The organism is Tessaracoccus terricola (genome assembly GCF_054776555.1).
In genome coordinates, this window is the sequence record NZ_BAAHBS010000004.1 from 387,420 (window position 1) to 409,209 (window position 21,790).

The 21,790-nt window shown below is 68.8% G+C and carries 17 protein-coding genes; 10 read left to right on the forward strand and 7 right to left on the reverse strand.

The window, feature by feature from the left end:
- Window positions 1-2: 2 nt before the first annotated feature.
- The 4 genes from ACYU7G_RS07575 to ACYU7G_RS07590 all read right to left on the reverse strand — a co-directional run bounded on the left by ACYU7G_RS07575 (window position 3) and on the right by ACYU7G_RS07590 (window position 4,339).
- A complete protein-coding gene (locus ACYU7G_RS07575; RefSeq protein WP_461106398.1) occupies window positions 3-785 on the reverse strand; it encodes a carbohydrate ABC transporter permease in 783 nt (260 codons plus the stop codon).
- 104 nt (window positions 786-889) lie between these two features.
- Complete coding sequence (locus ACYU7G_RS07580; protein WP_461106400.1) at window positions 890-1,837, reverse strand: carbohydrate ABC transporter permease; 948 nt, start codon at window positions 1,835-1,837, stop codon at window positions 890-892.
- Window positions 1,834-3,150, reverse strand: coding sequence for an ABC transporter substrate-binding protein (locus ACYU7G_RS07585; RefSeq protein WP_461106402.1), 1,317 nt, complete (start codon window positions 3,148-3,150; stop codon window positions 1,834-1,836). Before ACYU7G_RS07585 ends, ACYU7G_RS07580 begins: the two co-directional genes overlap by 4 nt.
- A gap of 127 nt (window positions 3,151-3,277) precedes the next feature.
- A complete protein-coding gene (locus tag ACYU7G_RS07590; RefSeq protein ID WP_461106404.1) occupies window positions 3,278-4,339 on the reverse strand; it encodes a LacI family DNA-binding transcriptional regulator in 1,062 nt (353 codons plus the stop codon).
- Between the two features lie 172 nt (window positions 4,340-4,511).
- On the opposite strand from ACYU7G_RS07590, the gene ACYU7G_RS07595 reads away from it, so the two are divergent.
- The 3 genes from ACYU7G_RS07595 (at window position 4,512) to ACYU7G_RS07605 (ending at window position 11,097) form a co-directional block, all read left to right on the forward strand.
- A complete protein-coding gene (locus tag ACYU7G_RS07595; RefSeq protein ID WP_461106406.1) occupies window positions 4,512-7,100 on the forward strand; it encodes a glycoside hydrolase family 2 protein in 2,589 nt (862 codons plus the stop codon).
- On the forward strand, window positions 7,097-9,544 hold the full coding sequence (locus tag ACYU7G_RS07600; RefSeq protein ID WP_461106408.1) for a hypothetical protein: 2,448 nt from the start codon (window positions 7,097-7,099) through the stop codon (window positions 9,542-9,544). Before ACYU7G_RS07595 ends, ACYU7G_RS07600 begins: the two co-directional genes overlap by 4 nt.
- A 98-nt stretch (window positions 9,545-9,642) precedes the next feature.
- Window positions 9,643-11,097, forward strand: a complete 1,455-nt coding sequence (locus tag ACYU7G_RS07605) for a hypothetical protein (protein WP_461106411.1) — start codon at window positions 9,643-9,645, stop codon at window positions 11,095-11,097.
- Here the strand turns inward: ACYU7G_RS07605 and ACYU7G_RS07610 are convergent.
- Window positions 11,044-13,653: a family 78 glycoside hydrolase catalytic domain gene (locus ACYU7G_RS07610; protein WP_461106413.1), complete on the reverse strand. Its 2,610-nt coding sequence runs from the start codon at window positions 13,651-13,653 to the stop codon at window positions 11,044-11,046. The genes ACYU7G_RS07605 and ACYU7G_RS07610 overlap by 54 nt on opposite strands.
- Before the next feature lie 101 nt (window positions 13,654-13,754).
- Here ACYU7G_RS07610 and ACYU7G_RS07615 point away from each other — a divergent pair, with 101 nt between their 5' ends.
- Window positions 13,755-14,552, forward strand: coding sequence for an IclR family transcriptional regulator (locus ACYU7G_RS07615; RefSeq protein ID WP_461106415.1), 798 nt, complete (start codon window positions 13,755-13,757; stop codon window positions 14,550-14,552).
- Window positions 14,545-15,858 carry an FAD-dependent oxidoreductase gene (locus ACYU7G_RS07620; RefSeq protein WP_461106417.1) on the forward strand — a complete coding sequence of 438 codons (1,314 nt, stop codon included), beginning with the start codon at window positions 14,545-14,547 and terminating at the stop codon, window positions 15,856-15,858. Before ACYU7G_RS07615 ends, ACYU7G_RS07620 begins: the two co-directional genes overlap by 8 nt.
- Here ACYU7G_RS07620 and ACYU7G_RS07625 read toward each other — a convergent pair.
- Window positions 15,842-16,741, reverse strand: coding sequence for a metallophosphoesterase (locus ACYU7G_RS07625; protein WP_461106419.1), 900 nt, complete (start codon window positions 16,739-16,741; stop codon window positions 15,842-15,844). The genes ACYU7G_RS07620 and ACYU7G_RS07625 overlap by 17 nt on opposite strands.
- Before the next feature lies 1 nt (window position 16,742).
- Window positions 16,743-19,211, reverse strand: a complete 2,469-nt coding sequence (locus ACYU7G_RS07630; RefSeq protein WP_461106421.1) for a transglycosylase domain-containing protein — start codon at window positions 19,209-19,211, stop codon at window positions 16,743-16,745.
- Window positions 19,212-19,397: 186 nt separating this feature from the next.
- Here ACYU7G_RS07630 and ACYU7G_RS07635 point away from each other — a divergent pair, with 186 nt between their 5' ends.
- The 5 genes from ACYU7G_RS07635 to ACYU7G_RS07655 all read left to right on the forward strand — a co-directional run bounded on the left by ACYU7G_RS07635 (window position 19,398) and on the right by ACYU7G_RS07655 (window position 21,776).
- Window positions 19,398-19,682, forward strand: a complete 285-nt coding sequence (locus ACYU7G_RS07635; RefSeq protein ID WP_143939380.1) for a WhiB family transcriptional regulator — start codon at window positions 19,398-19,400, stop codon at window positions 19,680-19,682.
- A 110-nt stretch (window positions 19,683-19,792) separates the two neighbouring features.
- Entirely contained in the window at window positions 19,793-19,954 is a 162-nt protein-coding gene (locus tag ACYU7G_RS07640; RefSeq protein ID WP_461106423.1) for a DUF4177 domain-containing protein, read from the forward strand.
- Window positions 19,954-20,415, forward strand: a complete 462-nt coding sequence (locus ACYU7G_RS07645; protein WP_461106425.1) for a RidA family protein — start codon at window positions 19,954-19,956, stop codon at window positions 20,413-20,415. The genes ACYU7G_RS07640 and ACYU7G_RS07645 overlap by 1 nt, the downstream gene beginning before the upstream one ends.
- Before the next feature lie 9 nt (window positions 20,416-20,424).
- On the forward strand, window positions 20,425-21,096 hold the full coding sequence (gene nth, locus ACYU7G_RS07650; protein WP_461106427.1) for an endonuclease III: 672 nt from the start codon (window positions 20,425-20,427) through the stop codon (window positions 21,094-21,096).
- A 50-nt stretch (window positions 21,097-21,146) separates the two neighbouring features.
- Window positions 21,147-21,776 carry a TlpA family protein disulfide reductase gene (locus tag ACYU7G_RS07655; RefSeq protein ID WP_461106429.1) on the forward strand — a complete coding sequence of 210 codons (630 nt, stop codon included), beginning with the start codon at window positions 21,147-21,149 and terminating at the stop codon, window positions 21,774-21,776.
- The last annotated feature ends 14 nt before the right edge of the window (window positions 21,777-21,790 follow it).

The window sequence follows — 21,790 nt, forward strand, 5'->3', positions numbered from 1 at the left end:
CATCAGCCCTTGAGGCCACCGGCGAAGCCCTGGATGACGTGCTTCTGCAGGAAGAAGTACACGACGAGCACCGGCAGGGCGGCGATCATCATGCCTGCGAAGATCAGGCCCCACTCACTGGCGAACTCGCCCTGGAACGAGAACACCGCGACGGGCAGCGTCCGGTTGGGCGTGCCGGCCAGGTAGAGCAGCGGGGTGAGGAAGTCGTTCCAGGTGTTGATGGTGTTGATGATGATCACGGTGCCGGTGACTGGCCGCAGGAGCGGGAAGACGACGTGGAAGAACGCCTTCCACCAGCCCGCGCCGTCGATCTTGGCAGCCTCCTCGAAGGTGGGGGACTGCGTCTTGAGGAACCCCGTGTAGAGGAACACCGTCATGGGCATCAGGCTGCCCACGTAGTAGATGATCAACGATGCGTGGGTCTGCAGCAGGCCGGCGTCCCGCATCAGCATGTACAGCGGAACCATGCCGAGTTGGCCGGGGATCATCATTCCCAGCAGGAATGCCATCAGCTTGACCGTGCTGGTGCGACGATTGCCGCGCACGATGGCGTAGGCGGCCATGGCGCCGATCAGCACGGCGATCGTGATGCTCACGGCCGTGACCAGCAGGCTGTTGAGCATTGCGCGGCCGAGGTCGGCGGAGACCCAGGCGGTCTCGTAGTTGCCGAGGTGCAGTGACTGGGGTGGGGCCACCGTGGAGGCGGCGATCTCGCCGCCCGTCTTGAAGGACATCGAGACCATGATGTAGAGCGGAAACAGGTACGCGATCGTGATCGGGATCATCGCGACCTCTAGGACGGGGCGACCGAAGCCGTGCCGCATCCGGCGGCGGTGGCCTGCTGGCCTTGTTGCGGTCCCCTGCGCAGACCTGCTTGCAGCGGTGGTGCTCACGCTTCGACCTCCCCTCTGCGGGTGATGGACATCTGGACGAAGACGATGAACGCGACGATCATCGTGAGGACCAGCGCGATCGCTGAGCCGTAGCCGTACTCGCCGTAGACGAAGGCCTCGCGGTACATGATCAGGGAGAGCGTCTGGGTGGACACGCCCGGACCACCGCCGGTCATGATGAACACCTGGTCGAAGAGCTTCAGGGACGAGGTCATCGTCAGGGCGGTGGCGATGGTGATCGCCTGCCCCAGCAGTGGCCAGGTGATCGAGAAGAACTTCCGGAGCGGACTCGCGCCGTCGATCGACGCGGCCTCGTAGAGCTCGTCCGGGATGCCCTGCAGGCCCGCCAGGAATATCACCATGGACATTCCGACGTGGTGCCAGATCACGCTGGCGATCACGGACCACAGAGCCACGGACGAACTGCCCAGCCAGCTCTGGACGAGGCTTCCGAGGCCCAGTGCCTGGAGTGCGGTGTCCAGCGGTCCGTTGGGTGTGTAGATGTACTGCCAGAGCAGGCCGACGATGACCGGCGGCATCATCATCGGGGCGAAGAAGAGGGTGCGAAGGACGTTGCGCGCGCGGATGGCGGAGTTGAGGGCCAGCGCCAGCAGCAGGCCGAGGCCTGACTGGACCACCGTGAGGGAGACCGCGATCAACAAGGTGTTGCGCAGGGAGGCGACGGCCGCCTGGTCCGCCAGCAACTTCTGGAAGTTCTCCAACCCCGTGAACGTGACCTCGTTTCCGCCACGCCAGTCCGTGAAGGCGTACAGACCGCCGGCGATCGATGGGTAGACCACAACGATGGTGTAGAGGACAAGTGCAGGAACGAGGAACCACTGGGGGACCAGCCTGCGACGACTGTGACGTCCCTTCGGCCGGCTCGCCCCGGAGGGGGCCTGCGGGCTGGCCGCGGGCCCCCTCGTGGCGAGTGCGGTACTCACTGCATGGCCTCCTGGTAGGCCGCGTCCATTGCTGCCAGGAGGTCGTCGATCGACTTGGACCCCTCAACCACCTGCTGGCCGACCTCCATGAGCGCCCCTGCGACCTGGCCGCCCGGCCAGCCGTGGTTCGAGAATGGTGCGACCTGGCCGCTGGACAGGAACGGCTGCATCGTCTGGTTCACGTCGTTGTCGATCGGCTCGGCATTCGTGAGCGCCGGGATCGCGCCGACCTCGGCCGCCCACTGTGAGGCCCTCTCCGGGGTGGAGATGTACTCGAGGAAGGCGAGGGCGGCGTCGCCGTTCTTGGCGTCGGCATTGACGACTAGGTAGTCCGGGGTGAACGGCACGATGGTCTCCGAGGCATCATCGGTCGCCGGGATCGCGAACGACCCCATGCGATCTTCGCCACCGGTCATCAGGCCGGCCAGGACGGGGGAGGCTGCCGACGGCATCACGACGATGGCGGCATCGCCGCTGGCGACGGACTGCATGGCCGGGTCACCGGGCATGCCGAGGGGGTCCGGGGTGGTGTAGCCGTCCTCGACGAGCCCGACGAAGAGTTCGAACGTCTTGCGCCAGCCCTCGGACTCCACGAAAGAGGTCTCTCCGGCGTCGAGCTTCTCGTAGAAGTCCGGTTCCAGTCCGTCGACCAGCGTCCCCGCCAGCGCGAACGGCAGGAACTGCATGATGTAGTTGTCCGCCAGTCCGAGTGCGATCGGGACCTTCCCGGCCGCCTTCAGCTCGTCCATGACCTCGATGAACTCCGACCACGTCGTCGGGGGCTCGACGCCGACCTCCTCGAACACGTCCTTGTTGTAGAACGCCAGCATCGCCTGGCCGTACGTGGGGAACGCGTAGGTCTCACCGTCGATCGACTGCAGGCGGGAGAACGACTCGGGGACGTACTGGGCCCACGGTTGGTCGGACAGGTCGCGCAGGGCACCCTCGTTGGCGAGGTTGAGCACCGACGAGGGTGCGGCGAAGCCGGGGGCGGAACGGAACAGGTCGGGCGCGGTGCCGGAGGTGACCTGGATACGGATCTGCTCACCGAGGGCGCCGGCCTCGGCGTACGTCCCCTGGACCTCGACGCCGGTCTCCGCCGTGAAGTCGTCGATGAACAGCTTGGGCCCCAGATCGCTGCTGGTGGCGAGCGTGAGGGTGCCGCTGAGTTCTGCGGTGGTTTCCTGCGAACCGGTGCTGGGACCGGTATCGGGTTCTTGCGCGCCGGTGGTGGAGCAACCGGCCATCAGGGCGACGGCCAGCCCGGCGCTGGCCAGGGCTGCGGTGCGGCGGCGGAGTGATGCAAGCATCATGGGTCCTCTCGATTTCTCGACATTGAGTGTTGGAACGGGTGGTTTCCCGAGACCTGGCCGGTCCTCGAAGTACACAACTAAAGGGCTTTAGTTGTCAAGCCGCTGCGTGGTGGTCGTGACCTGATCGTTATGGTCCGTCGACGATGGCTCGGGCCGGGGCGGGGCCGGTGCTCTGGCGGACCACCAGCTTCGTCCTCGTTCCGGCGATGCTGCGTCGCTCACCCGTCGCGATGACGTGCAGGAGTTCACTGGCGGCCAGCCTGCCGTAGCGCGTGAGGTCCCGGCTCAGCACCGTGAGGGCCGGCGTGAGGAGGGTGGCACTCGTGCCGTCGTCCCACGCGAGCACTGAGACGTCGCCCGGCACCGTGACCCCTGCGCCCGCCAAGGCTCCGGTGAGGTGGACCGCGAATTCGAGGTCCTCGACGATGACCGCGGTCAAGGGGTTCGGTCCTCCGGCCAGGGAGCGGATCCTGTCCGCCGTGTCCGCACCCTCGTAGAGCGTCTCGGCGTGCATCTGCACGTGCGCGGCCTTCGCCGCGGCCATGAACGCCTGCTCGCGGATGGCGAAGTGCAGCATTTTCGGGTTGCCGCTGACGCGTGCCACGTGTTGGTGGCCGAGGTCCGCAAGGTGTTGCACCGCGAGTCGGGCCGCTTCCTCGTCGTCGGTCCAGGCGCAGCTGAGCGACGACAGGCCGCGCGTGTCCCCGACCACGACTGCGGGAAGGTCGAGGCGCTCCAGTTCCGCCAGGCGCGGGTCATCCGCATGGGCGTTGATGACGAGTACGCCGTCAACCCTGCGCTCGCCCAGCCACTGCTCGTAGAGTTCCGCCTCCTCCTCGAGGCTCTCGACGGTGTGCAGGATGAGGAGCACGCCGTGCTCGGCGATCTCCGACTGGACCCCGGCCAGGAAGTGACCGCCGAAGTTGGCGGACCACAGTGGTTTCCCCGGTTGCCGGATCGTGACGACGCCGATCACGCCCGCGCGCGAGGTCGAGAGGGCCTGTGCCGCGTAGTTGGGGCGCCAGTTGGCCGCTCGGACGACGTCGAGAATCCGCTCCCTGGTCTCGGGGGAGACGCCGGGGCGGCCGTTGAGGGCGAAGGAGACCGCAGAAGGCGAGACCTTGGCGCGGGCAGCGATCTCGGCGATGGTGAGTCGGCGGGGTGGCTGGTCGCCGGCAGGTCTCGACATGGGCCAAACAGTACCTGCCCGCGCGTGTCGGAGGGGGAACGGTGTTGTCGGGTCAGATCAATTACTAAAGCGCTTTACAAGGCGGCGGTCACGGACTACTGTGATGCCCGTGGCGGTTCGCCTGAGCCCTGGCCGGCCCATCGAACCCACGAAAGACAACGGAGTTATCCAAGTGAACACCACACCCTGCGGTGTCCCTGCGCACCCCGCAGTTCGCCTCGACCTCGGCGGCCGCTGGAGTTGCCGGGCAGTCGCTGGTCCGGTACCCGATGAGCTGGCACGAGCCCTCGCCGACGGCTTCCCCGGGAGTGTCCCGGGCGTCGTCCACCTGGACCTCCTGGCTGCGGGCCTGATAGACGATCCCTACGACGGCCGAAACGAACACGACCTGACCTGGATCGGACGCACCGACTGGGAGTACAGCCGCGAGTTCGAGTGGCACGACGACGAGCACCCCACGGTCGAACTGGTGGCCGAGGGACTGGACACGATTGCCTCCGTTCGCCTCAACGGCGTCGAGGCCGGCAGCTCGGCCAACCACCACCGTTCATACCGCTTCGACGTCGCCGACCTCCTGCGGCGGGGCACGAACGAGATCCGGATCCTCTTCACAGGTGCTCTGGAGCACGCCGAGGCGCGCGAGTCGGTCCTGGGGGCGCGCCCGCACTCCAACGACCACCCCTTCAACTGCATCCGCAAGCCCGCCTACTCGTTCGGTTGGGACTGGGGCCCGGAGATCGTCACCGCCGGCATCTGGCGGCCGATCAGCCTCGAGGCCCGCACCACGGCCCGCCTCGCCGGCGTTCGGCCGCTCACCAGCTGGAGCCAGGCCTCCGGTGCGGCACTCGATCTCCGCCTCGACGTCGTCGGTCAGGGCGCCGGGCACACGGTCCGCGTCGACGTCGCGGACCTGACCTCGGCCTCGGTCCCTGTGGCACCGGGTACCCGAATGGAACTCGAGGTGCCCGGTGCCGAGCCGTGGTGGCCACGCACTCACGGCGCCCAGCCGCGCTACGAGACCACGGTCTCGCTCCTCGACGCCACCGGAGCGCTGGTGGACACCTGGACCGGCCGCATCGGGTTCCGCAGCGTTTCGGTGGACACCACGCCCGACGAGACCGGGACCCGATTCCAGGTCGCGGTCAACGGCACACCGGTGCACGTTCGTGGCGCGAACTGGATCCCGGCCGACACCTATCTCCCCAGGGTGGACCGGGCATCGCTGCTGCGTGCCCTCACCGATGCCGCCGAGGCGAACATGAACCTGATCAGGGTCTGGGGTGGTGGCATCTACGAGACCGACGAGTTCTACGACGTGTGCGACGAACTCGGCCTGCTCGTCTGGCAGGACTTCACGCTCGCCTGCGCCGCCTACTCGGAGGCGCCGGAACTGTGGGACGAAATCGAGGCGGAGGCGCGCGAGGCCATCACACGCCTCTCGGCCCACCCCTCGCTGGCCATCTGGAACGGCGGCAACGAGAACATCTGGGGCTGGGCGGACTGGGGATGGCGTGCGGCCCTCGAGGGCGCCGCCTGGGGCGAGGGCTACTACACACGGCTGTTCCCGGGGCTGGTGGCCGAACTCGCACCGGGCACCCCCTACCTGGAGGGCAGCCCGTTCTCCTTCGACCGATACCTGCACCCGAACAGCGACCTGGACGGCTCGATGCACATCTGGGACGTCTGGAACACCCACGACTACACCACCTACCGCGAGTACCGCCCACGGTTCGTCTCCGAGTTCGGATTCCAGGGCCCGCCCGCCATGACGACGCTCGAATCCGTCGTCCGGGACGAGCCCCGCTCACCGTACGGACCGCAGATGCTCTCGCACCAGAAGGCCACCGACGGCAACCTCAAGCTCGAACGGGGCCTGGGGGATCACCTGCCCGTGCAGGAGGACTACGTCGACTGGCACTGGGCAACCCAGCTCAACCAGGCCCGCGCCATCCGGTTCGGGATCGAGCACTTCCGCTCCCTGAGTCCCTTCAACACCGGCTCGGTGGTGTGGCAGCTGAACGACTGCTGGCCGGTGATCTCCTGGTCCGCCGTCGACGGTCTCGGCCTGCGCAAGCCGTTGTGGTTCGCCCTGCGCGCGGCGTTCGCCGACCGGCTCGCAACCTTCCAACCCCGCGACGGTGATCCCGCGCTGGTGTTGCACAACGAGACCGACCTGCATTGGCAGAGCACGGCCACCGTGCGGCGCATGACGTTGCAGGGTCAGGAACTCGCCACCGCAGTCCTCGACCTCGAGGTGCTGCCGCGCGGCGCGGTGACGCTGGCGCTCCCCGAAGCGTTGGTCCACCCGGCGGACCCGACGCGGGAGTTCGTCGTCGCGGAGCTCGGGACGGGTGAGCGGGCGCTGTGGTACTTCGTGGAGGACACTGCCCTGGCCCTGGGTGGTGACGACGCGCTCGAAGCCACCGCGGAGGCCCGCGACGACGGCTACGTCGTGATGGTCAGGGCCCGCGAGTTGGTCAAGGACCTCACCCTGCTCGCGGACCAGGCGCACCGCACCGCAAGCGTGGACGAGGCTCTCGTGACGCTGCTGCCCGGCGAGACCGTCGAACTGCGGGTTCGATGCGCCGAGAAGATCGCGGCCGAGGCGCTCGTCGCCCGTCCCGTACTGCGAACCGCCAACGACCTGGTGGCACGGGACCGCGGCGCGTCGCTCGGGACCGTCGGCACCTGGATCGGACGCCCGCCGGTGGGTGTCGAACCGGCCCGGCAGGAGATGCTGACCGGGAGACTGGAGTCATGACCCGATCCCTGCGCCGCGCCAACCTCGAGACGTCGCTCAAACCCTTCGAGTCGTTCACGGACGCGGCCGTCGCGGCCACCGTGGGCCAGGTCTTCGACCAGTGGAGGACGCTGCTGGAAGCTGCCGAGGAGTGCTCACTGCTCCTGTGGGCGTCCGACGGCAGCGAGATCCTGGACTGGGCCGGGGACCTCGACCAGGAGTTCGAGTGGGCCCGCTTCATCGGGTTCAACAACGTCGAGTACGGGCCCTACGGCGAGGAGAAGGAGCCCGAGCGCGTGGCTCTCCCGTACCGCCGAGACGCACCGCGCGTGACCTATCGGGACCTCGCGAAGGTGGTCGCGGCCTTCCGGGCCGAGGGGACCGCACGCGGCATCCCCACCCGCGTCGGAGCCACCTTCGACCCCGGACCGGAGTTCGCACCCTCCAGCTTCAAGTTCGAACGCCATCCCGAGGTGGTGGCCCGGGGCGAGGAAGTGGGGATCGGCCCGATCATCGCCATGGTGCGCCACTTCTCGGAGCTACGGGCCGACGACCGACGGTACGCCGGCTTCCCTGACGGCATCCCGGAAGGCACCAGTTTCGGTGAGTTCCTAGGTCGCCAGTCTCAGGACTTCCTGGACCGACTCGGATTCGACTACCTGTGGCTCTCGAACGGGTTCGGGTTCAGTTCGTATGCATGGTCGGAGCTGGGGGAGTCCTTCGACGGCGTCAGGTTCCGCGCCGAGCGCAGCGGGGAGTTGCGCCGGCGCGCGCTCGAATTCTGGCGAGACCTCTCGGCGCACCTCGACCACCCCGTACAGGTGCGCGGCACCAACCACACGGCTGGGATCGACATCGGCGCCGACTCGGTACCGGCGCTCGAGATCTACGAGGGCGGCCACATCTCGTCGCCGCCCCCGAACTCGCCATGGGGTCCTCTGAACGAGGACTTCGGGATCGAGCTGTCCGGCTTCATGTCGCGGATCGCGCTGCTGCCTGCCGGGTGCGACGGCTACCGGATGCGCTTCTACGCCAACGACCCGTGGTTCTGGCAGCAGCCCTGGTGGGACTTCTACCATCGCGAACCGTTCGACATCCACCTGCCCTTCGCCGTCTCGCGCATCCGGGCCGACGGCACGGTGCAGCCGCCGACGGAGGTCAACATCCTGGCGATCGACACCGCACACGGCGTGCTCGACGAGCGCTGCGCCCGCGAGGTGGGCACGCACATCATGGTCTCCCTCGAGTCACTGCCGGACGCCGCCGGGCCACTGGTGTGGGTCTACCCTTTCCGCGAGTACCACGAGGCCATGGCGAATGACCCGGCAAGCATCGGCACGCCACACTTCGAGGACTGGTTCCTGACGTCGGCGATCAACGCCGGCCTCCCCCTGAACACCGTCGTCCCCACCGACGATGCTGCCGCAGCCGTGGCCTCCGGCGCCCTCGACGGGCGGGTGCTCGTCGTTCCGGCAGGCGGGATCGGGGCTGCCCTCGCGGGGGTCCTCGCCGATCATGCGAACCGCGGCGGCACGGTCCTGGTCTACGGGTCGATGACCCATGCGGATGACCGCTGCCGCGAACTGGTGGGACTCGGTGTGGCGGAAGTCGGTCTGGACGGCGACCTGCAGTTCCGGACCGAACTGGCCGGCGACGTCGTCCCAGGTGCAGAGATGCCGCTGGTACTCAGGCACACCGCACACCTTTCCGGCGGATCGGTCACGGAGTTGCTGCCGGCCGCGGGCGACGGGGTCCGGCCACTGGCAACCGTCTCGCGCGGCGGCGTCGAACGCGTCTTCGCCGCCAGCAGGGCGGTCGGGGACGGCCGGGTGCTCTGGGTGCGCGGGTCCGCGCCGTTCGAGTACTCGGAGCCGGACGGGCGGGGAGTGCGCACCCACGTCCCGCACGATCGTTCAGTGCTTGCCGACGCCGGGGCGCTCGCCCGCGACCTGGTCGCCGAGGCGGGCCTGCGGGTGTCTCACGAACTGCGCACGGCGGACTCCGGCCGCGCGGTGCAGGCGATCCACCGGCACGACGGCGCGTTCTGGTTCAGTGGCTACCTGCCCGACACCACCACCCGCATCCGGCTGCGGCTGCCCCAGGGGGCGCCGCTGCTGCAGCACACCGAGTGCTGGCTGGGGGCCGACGGCGCCACGGTCCACCAACTGCCCAAGTCCTTCCACCTGGAGTGTCGGGTGCTGGTCGAGCAGACCACCCCAGGGATGCTCCGTTGCCGTGAGGTCGCGCCCTTCCCCGCCCACATGACCCGCGGCACGAGGGTGAGTGGTCTGGTCGATGCGACAGTGCGTCTGCTGCTGCCGGCTGAGCTCGGCGAGGTGCGCGTCGACGTGGACGGTGTGCCCCGTCCCGAGTCTTTCGAGGGGTCGCCTGGGGACGAGCGTCCGCGAGAAGTCGTCGTTCCAGGCGTCACGGGCACGCTCACAGTCATGTGGCAGGAACACTGACGCACCGGCGCGAGCGCTCACCAGGACGGCTCACCGAGCGCGCCCCCGGTGGAACATCAGCAATTTCAGAACAACCAAGAGACGCAGGAGAAGGAACAATGTTGATCGAACGTCGCAAACCCCTGCCGGCCAAGGTCGGGATCGTGTCAGTGGGACATCACGTGTACTGGGACCAGTTCGACGGTCTGCGGGACGAGATGCTCCGCAAGTCAGCGGTGTTGGCAGGCAAGGTCGCCGGCAACGGCGTCGAGGTGGTGGACTTCGGCCTGGTGGACGAGGCGCAGGGCGCATATGCAGCGCTGCCCCGGATCCGGGCCGCAGATCTGGACCTGTTGATGGTGGACATGGTCACCTACGCCACCTCGTCGACGTTCGGCGCACTGATCCGGTCCCTTGACGTTCCGGTGGTGATGGTGGCGCTGCAACCGCGTTCGGCGCTGGACTACGCGAATGCGACCACGTGGATGCAACTCGCGAACGACGACTTCTGCTCGGTGCCCGAGTTCGCCGCGGTGGCCGTCCGGATGGGCAGGCCTGTGCCGGAAGTGATCCTGGGCACGCTCGAGGGTGATGCGGCGGCGGATGCCGAGATCGCTGAGTGGTGTCGGATCGCGAAGGTCTACCACTCGCTGCGGACGGCTCGGATCGGGCTGATGGGGCACGTCCTGGAGGCGATGCTCGACATGCACACCGACCCCACGGCGCTGACAGCGGCATTCGGCAGTCACGTGGTGTTGTGCGAGCCCGAGGACATCATGCGGCACTGGGCCGACCCCGATCCCGCAGCGGTGGCGGCCAAGGAGCAACAGATCCTGGAGTTCTTCGACACCCCCGCACCTGTCTCCGACCCGATCACCATGAAGCTCACCCAGCCCGACCTCAACACCGCCGCTCGGGCGGCGGTGGCCCTCGACGGGTTCATCAGCGAGAAGAGCCTCGACGGCCTGGCCTATTACTACGAGGGCCTACCGGGCTCGGAGACCCGCACGGTGATGACCAACCTGACCGTCGGCAACTCACTGCTGCAGGCCGCCGGCTTCCCGATGTGTGGCGAGTTCGACATCAAGACCTGTGTGGCCATGATGGTGATGGACCGGCTCGACATCGGTGGCAGCTTCGCGGAGTTCCACCCGATCGACTTCGATCGCGACGCCGTCCTCGTCGGCCACGACGGACCGCACCACATCAACATCGCCGAAGGGCGTCCGGCGATCCGCTCCCTGAAGAAGTACCACGGCAAGCCCGGCGCGGGTGCGTCGGTGGAGTTCAACATCAAGGAGGGGCCCATCACGATGCTCGGAAACACCCTCACCGCTGACGGGCGCTTCAAGTTCGTGATCGCGGAGGGCGAGTCCCTGCACCTGCCCGTCCCGCCCACCGGGAACACCAACACCCTCGGCCGGTTCGAACCCGACGTCCGTACCTTCCTCAAGCGCTGGGTCCGGGAGGCCCCCACCCACCACTACGCCCTGGGTATCGGGCACCACGCGGCGACCATCTCAAAGGTCGCCGACGTCCTCGGCATCGAATCCGTCGTCGTCCCGACCCACTAGGACACCATCCGCCAGGCGGTGGTGCCCCGAGCCCAGGCGTTCCCGGTGGCCGGAGGGCAGGTTGATGCATGCCTCGGCGCCCACTGGGACGTCGACCTCGATCTCGAACCCGCCCGGGCCTCGGGACCATCGGACCCGGACGGTGCCGTAAGTCGTCTCCACGGACGCTCGCGCCCAGGCCAGGTCCGGCACCTTCGGGGCGACCTCGAAGACCCGGTGTCCCGGTTCCAACGGGCGGATGCCGGCCACGTCCTGGAACAACCAGTCGTCGACCGTGCCCAGGAAGTAGTGGCCGCGGGATCGTGAATCGAGGGCCCAGTGCTCCCAGGTGGTGGTGGCCCCGTTTGCGAGCCAGAATCCCCAGCTGGGGAAGGTGGTCTGCTGGGCCACCCGGAGTGCGGTCCCTGGGTGGCCGTGTCGGCTGAGCACCGGCAGCAGGTACTTCGTGCCCAGGGCGCCGGTGTTGAGGTGGTGGCCGCGGGCAGCGACGTCGGCCGCGACGGCGTCCGCAACCGCCTGCTGCACGCCGTCGGGCACGAGACCGAACGCCAGCGCGAGCACGTTGTGCGACTGGCGGAAACCCTCCTCGCCAACACCTCGCACCGTGAGGGTGTCGCCGTCCAGGAACGCGACCTGGAACGCTTCCCGAACCAAGGCTGCCAGGCTGCCCAGTTCCCGGGCCACCTCGTCGCGGCCGAGCTGCGCGGCGATTTCCGCCACCGTCGAAAGGATCGCGTGGAGGAACACAGTTGCGGGAACTCGGGGATCCTCAGGCGGGTTCCCGCCGCCGGGAGGTGTCTCGGGCGAGACCCAGTCCCCGAGTGTCGTGGTGGCGATGCCGTCGTCTGAACGGGCGAACTCGAGCCGCGCGTGCCGGACGAGCGTCTCGAAGTGCTCCTGCATCGTGCGCTCGTCGCCCGTGTACAGGTGGAGCCACCAGGCGAGGAGCGGCATGGCGGCATTCCACGTGGGCGTCGGGCCCCAGTCGAACGACCAGCCACCGTGCGGTGCGATCACCTTCGGCAGGCCCGTCCCGCGCGTGGTGGCGACGATGTCGCCCACCCACTTCGCGAGGAGCTCGTGCGCGTCGAAGTTCGTCAGCATGAGTTCGGCGGCCACCATGCCGTCCCCGGTCCAGCCGTTCTTCTCAAAGGTCGGGGTGTCCGTGGGTATCCCGTGCAGGTTGTTCAGGACCGTGTCGACGACGATCCGGTGGATGTCCCCGAGGATCGGACTGGAGCAGTGGAACTCCCCGGTTCTCGCCACCGAGGTGTGCACGCACTCGGCCACGATGTCTGCGGCGGTGGGCGGCGTGTCCTCCGGCCACCCGGACAGCTCGACGTAGCGGAATCCGTAGTACGTGAACCTGGGAGCCCAGGACTGCCGCTCGGCCGCCGGTGTGAACGTCACCTCGCAGGTCTGGAACCGGCCGTCGTAGTAGTCGTGGGGATCGTCGTTGTCCGCACTGCCGTCAGGTCGTAGCGTCTCGGAGTACGCCACCCGAATCGTCGCTGCCGTCGAAGGTGGTGGGGACAACCTCACCCAGCCGGCCACGACTCGTGGGAACTCCACCAGGTACCGGCCCGGTGCCAGACAGTTGACCGCGACCGGATCCAGGACGGACGTGACCTCGATCGGTGGCTGGCGCTGGTGGACCAACCTGCCCCGGGGCCCCGCCACGGCGGCTGCACTCGACCATCTCGCGTCAGGGCGGCTGTGGGCCGCCGCGATGCCGAAGTCGAACGTCTCACCCGCATAGAGGTCGTCGAACTCGGTCCCCGAGTCCGCGACCAGCCAGTCCTCGTCCGTTGCGATGACGGTGCGGCCACCGTCGGCGTGGTGCACCACCAGGAGCGCCCGGAGGCACGGCTCACCGTGCCACGGCGCCCGCTCCCAGCCCCAGGTGTTTCGGCGGGAGATCCCGTAGAAGCCGCGTCCGAGTTCGGCCCGGATCGTGTTGCGTCCGGTGTTGAGGAGGTGCGCCACCTCGGTGGCGTCGTACTGCACGACGGATTCGTAGTCCGCGAACCCCGGGGCGAGCACGCCACGGCAGGGGGATGTGCCGTTGATCCGGACGTCGGCCAGGCCTCCGGCGGCGACGAAGAGTTGTGCGCTCATGATCGGACGGCCCAGGTCGAACTCCTTCTGCAGCAGTGGGGCGGGAAGATGCACGGGCGCGCCGTCGCGGTGGCGAGCGATCCATCGGGAGCCGCTCCAGTCCCGCTCGGTTAGGAGACCTGTTCGGAACGTCGACCAGGAACTGGTAGTGCCCGCGTTGGTGTCGCAGACGATGTCCCACCGGTAGCGGGTGTTGGGCTCGAGTCCCGGCCCTGTGTAGTCCACCCAGCGAGCATCGCGTGAGGTGATCCTCCCGCTCGCCCAGACCTCGTCGGCGACCGCCGTGACGTCGCACACCCTGCGGACGTTGACCTGGAATGAGAGTTGTTGGACCCCCTCCGCCGCAGAAGTCACGATCCACGAGAACCGCGGGCTGGCGACGTCGATCCCCACGGGCTCGTCCTTCGCCTCGACCCGCAACCTGCTGACCGTGACCATGCGCCCCCCTGTGTGTGGGTTGTTGACAGCGGCTGGGCACCGGTGCCATCGTGAACGCTACCGAACTCACTTCGGGAATGTCGAACGATCAGAGGAGTCCAGTGGTATCCGACCCCGACGCCGCCGTCGATGCGAGGCGCAGCCCGATCCAGAGCATCGACCGAGCCACCGAGCTGCTGGGCGTGATCGCCGCGGCCGGTCCTGCCGGGATCGCGCTCACGCCACTCGCGTCGGAGGTGGGCCTGCGCGGATCCACGGCGCGGACCCTTCTGATCGCCCTCGTCATGAACGGGTTCGTCGGTCAGGTGGGTCAGGGACGGCGCTACGTCCTGGGGCCCCGCCTGTTCGAACTCAACCGTGTCCACCAGTTGCAGCACGACCTCGCCTCGGTGGCGGCTCCTGTGCTGCGAGGGCTGTGGGAGCGGACCGACGAGACAGTCCATCTCGCGACGCTCCAGAACGGCCGCAGGGCGGATCTCTCCGTCCTGGTCAGCCGCCAACTCCTCGGCGTGAACCCGACCAACATGGGAGCGGTCGACGATCCGGTGGGTGCTCTCGGCAGGACCGCCGCTGGCAAGGTGCTGTTGGCGGGTCTGGACGCCGTCGAGTTGGGCCGTCTGTTCCCGGAGGAGGATGCGGGGGCGCTGCAGGCGGAGCTCTCCCTGGTTCGGGACGCGGGGCACGCGGTCAACGTGGAGGAGGAGGTGCTGGGAGTCTGCGGCGTTGCCGCGCCCGTGTTGGGCCCGGCCGGGACAGTGGTCGGGGCGGTGTGCATCGGCTACCCGTCGGCGAGGCGGAGCCCGAACCGGGAGAGAGAGCTTGTGGCGGCCGTTGTTGCGGCCGCGGCCGAGGTGTCCGGTCTGATCGGCGGCGGCGCACCAGGAGGCGACGATGCGTGAGCGGGCTGTGGAGGATCTCGACGTCCTCGTCGTCGGAGGTGGCGCGGCGGGCACGTGTGCCGCCATCCAGTCGGCGGCCTCTGGGGCCGGCACGATGCTGGTCGAGAAGAACGGTGCGCTCGGCGGTACGACCACGGTGGCAGGTGTCGCCCTGCCCGGGCTCTTCCACGCCTGGGGCAGGCAGGTGATCGCCGGGATCGGTTGGGATCTCGTCTGCCGAGCGGTGGACCTGGCCGGAGCCCGGCTGCCGGACTTCACCGACTGGCGCCAGCCCCACTACAGGCTCCAGGTCCCCGTCAGCGCCCCGCTGTACGCGGCAGTCCTGGACGAGGCAGTCCTGGGCGCAGGCGTCGACCTCAGGCTGCACACCATGGTCGGCGCCGTCGAGTCGGTCGCGGACGGCTGGTCGGTGACCCTGTGCGACAAGGAAGGGCTCCGCACCGTGCGCGCGCGTCGCATCGTGGACTGCAGCGGCGATGCTGACGTGGTGGCGCTCGCGGGCCTGAGCCGCCTCCGCAATCCCGCGCTGCAACCCGGCACGCTGATGGTGCGGCTCGGTGGTTACCGGATGGAAGACCTCGATGTCGCTGCACTCGACGAGGCACACCGTCGCGCGGTGGCGGCCGGGGACCTCCTGCCGGCAGACCTGTCCATGAGTGGGAACCCCATGGCACGGTTCCTCCGCAGCAGGGGGGAGAACACCATCCACGTGACCGACGTGGACGGGGGCACCAGCCGCACGCGGACCGCCGCTGAGGTGGCTGCGAGGCGGACGCTGCTGCGCATTCACCAGTTCCTGCGTCGGCAGCCTGGCCTGGAATCGGTGACGATCGAATCGTGGGCCGTCGAGTGTGGCATCCGCGAGACCTTCACCATCGACGGTCTGGCCAGGATCACGGCCCAGGACTACGCGACGGGGAGGCACTGGGAGGACGCGGTCTGCAACAGCTTCTACCCGATCGACGTCCACAGCCCCGACGGGGACGGCATCACGATCCGGCCACTGGAGTTCGGGACCGTGCCCACCATCCCGAGATCGGCCATGGTCCCGAAGGGGTCACGCCACCTGATGGTGGCTGGGCGATCGGTGTCAGGGGACCAGGAGGCGAACTCTGCCTACCGGGTACAGGCCTCCTGCATGGCGATGGGGCAGGCGGCCGGCGCCAATGCTGCGCTGGCGGCAGCCGCAGGCTGCGACATCACGGAGGTACCCGTTCTCGAGGTTCACCGGGAGGTGCGGGCCATGGGGGCCATCGTCCCGGGCGGGACCCGACCCGTGGATGGTGAGGTCAGCGCCGGGCGGTGAGCGTGAGCAAGGTCACCTCGGGTCGGCAGGCGAACCGGTACGGCGCGTACGGTGAGGTGCCGAGGCCTGCGGAGACATGCAGGCTGGCGGTCCGGCCGCCGGCGGTGTGGCGGCTGAGGCCCTTCACGCGGGCGGTGTCGAGGTCGCAGTTGGTCACCAGTGCGCCGTGGCCGGGCACGCAGACCTGACCGCCGTGGGTGTGGCCGGCCATGATCAGGTCCATGCCGTCGGCGGTCATGGCGTCGAGCAGCCGCAGGTAGGGGGCGTGGGTGACACCGATGTTGAGGTCGGCGTCGCGGTCCGCGGGACCTTCCACCAGCGAGTAGTCGTCGCGGTCCAGGTGGGCGTCGTCGGTGCCGCGGAACGCCAACCGGTAGCCCGCTACGTCGATGGTGGTGCGACGGTGGGTGAGGTCCTCCCAGCCGTGCCGGGTCATCCGCTCCCGCAGGTCCTCGGTGGGGAGCCTGCGCGGTTCACCCTTCACGTGGGAGCGGCCGTGGGTGACGTACATCAGCGGGTTCTTCGGCTCGGGCGCGTAGTAGTCGTTGCTGCCGAACACGAACACCCCGGGCACGAACCGCAGCCGGTTCCAGGCGGCCATCAGCGGGAAGATGGCGTCGGCCTCGGCGATGTTGTCGCCGGTGTTGACCACCAGGTCCGGGTCCAGTGCCGAGAGCTTGCGGATGAAGTCCAGCTTCAGGTGCTGCCGGGTGGTGAGGTGGAAGTCGGACACGTGCAGGATCCGCAGGTCCCGCCCTCCGGCGGGCAGCACGGGCAGGGTGACGCGGCGCATCGTGAACATGGCAGCCTCGGCGAGGCCCCAGGCGAAGCAACCCGCCGCGGCTCCAGCCAGCAGTCCGACGCCCTTTGCGAGGCGCCCCACGTCAGTTGTCGCCGTCGTCCCCGCCGCGCGGCGGGTTGTCGCCACCGCGCGGGGGGGTGTTGCCCGGCGGGTTGCTGTTCGGCGGGGTGTTCTGTGGCGGCGTCGAGGCCGGGGGAGTGGACGCCGGGGGCGTGGGGTCCGGCGTCGGGTCGGGCTCCGGAGCGGGTTCCGGGCCGGCCGAGACGCGCAGCGCCACGGTGGAGAACTTCGTGGCCTCGCCGCGCGGCCAGGTGCCGAGGAACGTGCCCTCGCGACGGTCGCTGAAGACGCGCTGGCGTGCGGTGTTGAAACCGGCGGCCTCGACGGCGGCCTTGGCCTCGTTGTAGCTCATGCCGGAAGTGTCCGGGATCGGGACCTTGACGCCCTCGAGGATCTCCTTGGTGGGATCGGTGAACTCCGTCGGGGCAACGTCCGCCAGTGCGGCACCCATGGCCGCCTTCCAGATCTGGCCGGCGTCGCCACCGCCGGTGCCGGCGAGGCGGCCACCGTTGGTCAGCGGCACCGCGGTGATGCGCTTGTTGCTGCGGCCGTCCCAGTAGTCGGCGCCGTTGTCCGCGGCGATCATCGCCACGCCCGCCATGTCCGGGGTGTAGCCGGCGAACCAGACGGCCTCCGTGTCGTTCGTGGTACCGGTCTTGCCCGCCTGGGGACGCCCGTCGGACATCCGGGCCGGGCGACCCGTGCCCTTGCTCATGACGCTCTCGAGGATGTAGGTGACGCCGTCGGCCACGGCGGGTTCGATGACCTGCTCACAGTTTGCGCTGGGGACCTCGAGCTCGGTCCCGTCCTGCGTCACGACGGACTCCAGGATGATGGGCTCGCAGTGGATGCCGCGGTTGGCGAACGTGGCGTAGGCCTCGGCCATTGACAGCGGCGTGATCTCGGCGGTGCCCAGCGTGAACGACGGCTTCGAGCCGAAGTCCTTGACGAGCTCGAAGTTCCGGTTGGCCAGCTCGACGCCCACCTTGTCGGCCAACTCCACCGTCGTGCAGACGCCGACGTCGCGGATCAGCTGCACGAAGTAGGTGTTGACGGAGCTCTCGGCGGCCTTGAGCATGTCAATGTTGCCGAAGCCGCGGTGGAACTGGTTGGAGGGCTTCCACGGCTGGCCCGAGAGCTTGATGTTGCCGTTGCAGGTCTTCCAGGTCCAGTCACCGGTGTCGACGGTGGCGGGGGAGTTGTACTGGTGGCTGGGGGTCATGCCCACCTCGAGCGCGGCGGCGATCGTGAAGGCCTTGAACGTGGAGCCGGCCTGGAAGCCGTTGTACCCGCCCATGTCCTCACCGGCCATGTAGTTGTACCAGGTCTGTCCCGGGTCTGTGCCGCGCTCCGGGCGGCTCTGCGCCATGGCGACGATGAGGCCCGTGCTGGGCTGGATCAGGACCGTGCCCGCGATCAGGGGGTCCACGGGGGCCACCTGCTGCATCGCGGCGGCCTCGGCGGCGCGTTGGGACTCCGGGTTGATCAGCGTCCGGATGGTGAGGCCGCCCCGGTTGAGCATGTTCTCGCGCTGCTCGGCGGTCTCTCCCAGGCTGGGCATCTTGCCGGAGCTGACCAACTCGTGGAACACGTAGTCACACATGTGCGGGAACTCGGAGCTGACGCAGCCGTTGGGGATGCGCTGGATCTGGGCCGGGTCGAACGCGACGGCCTGGGCGGCGTCGCGGTCGGCCTCGGAGATGATCCCGAGGTCTGCCATCCGGCTCAGCACGAAGTTGCGCCGCTCGATGGTCAGGTCGAGATTGCGGGCCGGGTCGTACTGGACGGGGTTCTGCACGATGCCGGCCAGCATCGCGGCCTCCGGCAGCGTCAGCTCGGCGGCCGTCTTGCCCCAGTAGGTGTGGGCGGCGGCCTCGACGCCGTAGGCGCCGGAACCGTAGTAGGCGATGTTGAGGTAGCCCTCGAGGATCTCGTCCTTGGTCATCCGCTCCTCGATGGCCATGGCGTAGCGCATCTCGCGGATCTTGCGCTCGATGGTGGTCTCCGTCGCGGCCTTGATGGCGGCCTCGTCGCCGGCCTGGACCGCGGCCTCCACCTGGACCAGTTTCACGTACTGCTGGGTGAGGGTGGAGGCGCCCTGGGTGTCGCCGGAGGCGGTGCGGAAGAACGCACGCACCAGGCCCTGCAGGTCGATGGCGCCGTGCTCGTAGAAGCGGTGGTCCTCGATGGCGATCTGCGCGTCCTGCATCACCGGCGCGATCTTGTCCAGCGGGACGTAGATGCGGTTCTCGTCGTAGAAGGTTGCCAGCGTGGAGCCGTCGGCCATGAGGATCTTGGAGCGCTCCGACTGCGGCGGGGTCTCCAGTTCGGCCGGCAGGTACTGCAGGCTGTCCGCGGCCGCCCGGGTGGCGCCGCCCGCGAGGGCCGTGAGCGGCACCGCCAGTCCGGCGAGCAGGAGTCCTGCAAGCACACTGACGGCGACGAACATGATCATCGCGTAGGCCTTCTGGCTCAGGGAGGCAGACTTCATGGCGGCAATTCTACGTGACTGGTCCCAGCACACCGCATCGACCGCGGGCCGCGCGGTGCCCCGGTTGCCACCAACCGGCCTCTGACCGGCGGTGAAGCTGTCCTTCAACCCCCCTGTTGCACTGGTACTGGAATGCGCTAGCGTCAGTGGCATACGCAGAACCAATGCGCAAAGGAGGGCACGGGGATGTCGTTGGCTGAGGTCAGTGAGTGGACCCTGCAGGCGAAGTGCCGCGATATGGCGGATGCACTCTTCCCTGAGGGCAAGGACCAGAAACGAGCACGCACGGTTTGCATGGGGTGTCCCGTGCGGTCCGAGTGCCTCGCGGAGGCCCTGGACAACAGGATCGAATGGGGGGTGTGGGGCGGTATGACCGAGCGCGAGCGCCGTCACCTGCTACGCACCCGCCCGGACATCCAGTCCTGGCGCGAGGTACTCGTCGAGTTCGGCGAGAACGTGAAGGCCAGCTGAGGAGAATCGACACGGGCCGGGCGGCCCCGGCACGGCAAGCGCCGTGGCCGCCCGAGTCTCAAGGGGTGTGCACGTTTGGCCGGGGGATTGGCCGGTGGCAGGCTGTAGCCATGCAGAAATGGGAGTACTTCACCGCACCGATCCTGTCCCACGTGGCGCAGCAGATTCTGAACAACTTCGGCTCCGAGGGCTGGGAGCTCGTCCAGGTGGCGCCCGGACCCAATCCCGACACGATGGTCGGGTACTTCAAGCGGCCCGTCCAGGAGGGCTGATGCTCTCCGCGTCCGAACAACTGGAGAGCCTCGGGCTCACCCTGCCGGAGGTGGCCGCGCCCATCGCCTCCTACGTGCCCGCCCGGATCGCCGCCGGCCTGGCCTACACCTCCGGGCAGTTGCCCCTGGTGGACGGCCGCCTGCTGGCCACCGGCCAGGTGGGTGACGAGGTCACCCTCGACGACGGCATCGCTGCTGCGCAGGCCGCCTGCCTGAACGCGCTGGCCGCCGTCGCGGACAAGCTGGGTGGCATCGACCAGATCACCAGCATCCACCGCGTGGTGGTCTACGTCTCCAGCGCACCCGGATTCATCGACCAGGCCAAGGTGGCCAACGGTGCCTCCGACCTCCTCGTCGACGTCTTCGGCCCCGGCCGCGGCTCCCACGTGCGCAGCGCCGTCGGTGTCGCGTCGCTGCCGCTGGACGCCCCCGTCGAGGTGGAACTCGTGGTCGAGCTGTAGATGAGTGCCATGGCAGCCCCGGAGGAGGTCAACGAGCGACTCGCCGTGACCTACCCCGGGGCGCGCGCCGAGCTGGACTTCACGAATGCGTTCGAACTGCTCGTCGCCACCGTGCTCTCCGCCCAGTCCACGGACCGCCGCGTCAACGCCGTCACGGCCGTCCTGTTCCCCGCCTACCCCGACGCCGCGGCCCTCGCCGAGGCCGACCCGGAGCAGGTGGAGCAGATCATCGGACCGGTCGGGTTCTACCGCAACAAGACCAAGGCCATCATCGGGCTCTCGCGCGCCATCGTCGACGAGCACGACGGCGAGGTGCCCGACTCGCTCCAAGAACTCGTCAAGCTGCCCGGCGTGGGGCGCAAGACCGCCAACGTGGTGCTCGGCAACGCCTTCGACATCCCCGGCATCACCCCCGACACGCACCTGATCCGGCTGGCGAACCGCTTCGGCTGGGTCTCGTCCAAGAAGCCCGACGACGTGGAGCGCGCCGTCGGTGAGCTGTTCCCGCCCGAGGAGTGGGTGATGGTGTGCCACCGCGTGATCTGGCACGGCCGCCGCTGCTGCCACGCCCGCAACCCGGCCTGCGGCGCCTGCGTCGTCTCGGACCTGTGCCCGAGCTTCGGCGAGGGCGAGACTGACCCGGACAAGGCCGCCACCCTCATCCGCGAGCCGCGCGCGTGACCCCCAGTCTCCCTGAGGTGCCAGTGCGTTCCGCATCCAGTCGCCCTGAGGTGCGAGTAGCAGCGAGCCTCGAAGGGCGCCGATCCCGACTCGCGAAAGGCATCGCGTCCCTCGCTGCCGCTGTCGCACTGCTGGCGGGCTGCAGCACCGCACAGCCGCAGGACACCACGCCAGCACCGTCGAGCGCGGAACTCGAGAAGCTGCGCATCAGCCACGACATCCCCGACTGCCCCGTCACGGACCCCGATGCCGAGTCGGTCAGCAAGGGGCTGCCGCAGACCAGCCTGCCGTGCCTGGGCTCCGACGTCACGGTCAACCTCGCCGGGCTGGAGCGCCGCCCGACGGTGGTGAACTTCTGGGCGCAGTGGTGCGGCCCCTGCCGCGAGGAGGCGCCGTTCCTGCGCGAGGTCTCGCAGGCCACCGACGAGGTGGCCTTCGTCGGCATCAACTTCGACGACCCGGAGCCGGCCTGGGCGCTGGAGTTCGCGGGGTTGGCGCAGTGGCGCTACCCGCACGTCGCGGACCCCGACGGCACGCTGCGCGCCCAGGTGGGCGTGCCGGGGCTGCCGATGACGCTGTTCGTCGACGAGACGGGCGAGGTGGTGGAGCACCACTTCGGGGTGATCGAGTCCAGGGAGGAACTCGAGGCCGCCATCGCCGAGCACTTCGGCGTCTCGTGACCACGCCGTCGCCG

Bases quoted from the DNA above. Each gene is read 5' to 3' on its own strand.
- ACYU7G_RS07575 (WP_461106398.1), bottom strand. From the start codon at position 785: ATGATCCCGATCACGATCGCGTACCTGTTTCCGCTCTACATCATGGTC.
- ACYU7G_RS07585 (WP_461106402.1), bottom strand. From the start codon at position 3,150: ATGATGCTTGCATCACTCCGCCGCCGCACCGCAGCCCTGGCCAGCGCC.
- ACYU7G_RS07590 (WP_461106404.1), bottom strand. From the start codon at position 4,339: ATGTCGAGACCTGCCGGCGACCAGCCACCCCGCCGACTCACCATCGCC.
- ACYU7G_RS07600 (WP_461106408.1), top strand. From the start codon at position 7,097: ATGACCCGATCCCTGCGCCGCGCCAACCTCGAGACGTCGCTCAAACCC.
- ACYU7G_RS07605 (WP_461106411.1), top strand. From the start codon at position 9,643: ATGTTGATCGAACGTCGCAAACCCCTGCCGGCCAAGGTCGGGATCGTG.
- ACYU7G_RS07610 (WP_461106413.1), bottom strand. From the start codon at position 13,653: ATGGTCACGGTCAGCAGGTTGCGGGTCGAGGCGAAGGACGAGCCCGTG.
- ACYU7G_RS07620 (WP_461106417.1), top strand. From the start codon at position 14,545: ATGCGTGAGCGGGCTGTGGAGGATCTCGACGTCCTCGTCGTCGGAGGT.
- ACYU7G_RS07630 (WP_461106421.1), bottom strand. From the start codon at position 19,211: ATGAAGTCTGCCTCCCTGAGCCAGAAGGCCTACGCGATGATCATGTTC.
- ACYU7G_RS07635 (WP_143939380.1), top strand. From the start codon at position 19,398: ATGTCGTTGGCTGAGGTCAGTGAGTGGACCCTGCAGGCGAAGTGCCGC.
- ACYU7G_RS07640 (WP_461106423.1), top strand. From the start codon at position 19,793: ATGCAGAAATGGGAGTACTTCACCGCACCGATCCTGTCCCACGTGGCG.
- ACYU7G_RS07645 (WP_461106425.1), top strand. From the start codon at position 19,954: ATGCTCTCCGCGTCCGAACAACTGGAGAGCCTCGGGCTCACCCTGCCG.
- nth (WP_461106427.1), top strand. From the start codon at position 20,425: ATGGCAGCCCCGGAGGAGGTCAACGAGCGACTCGCCGTGACCTACCCC.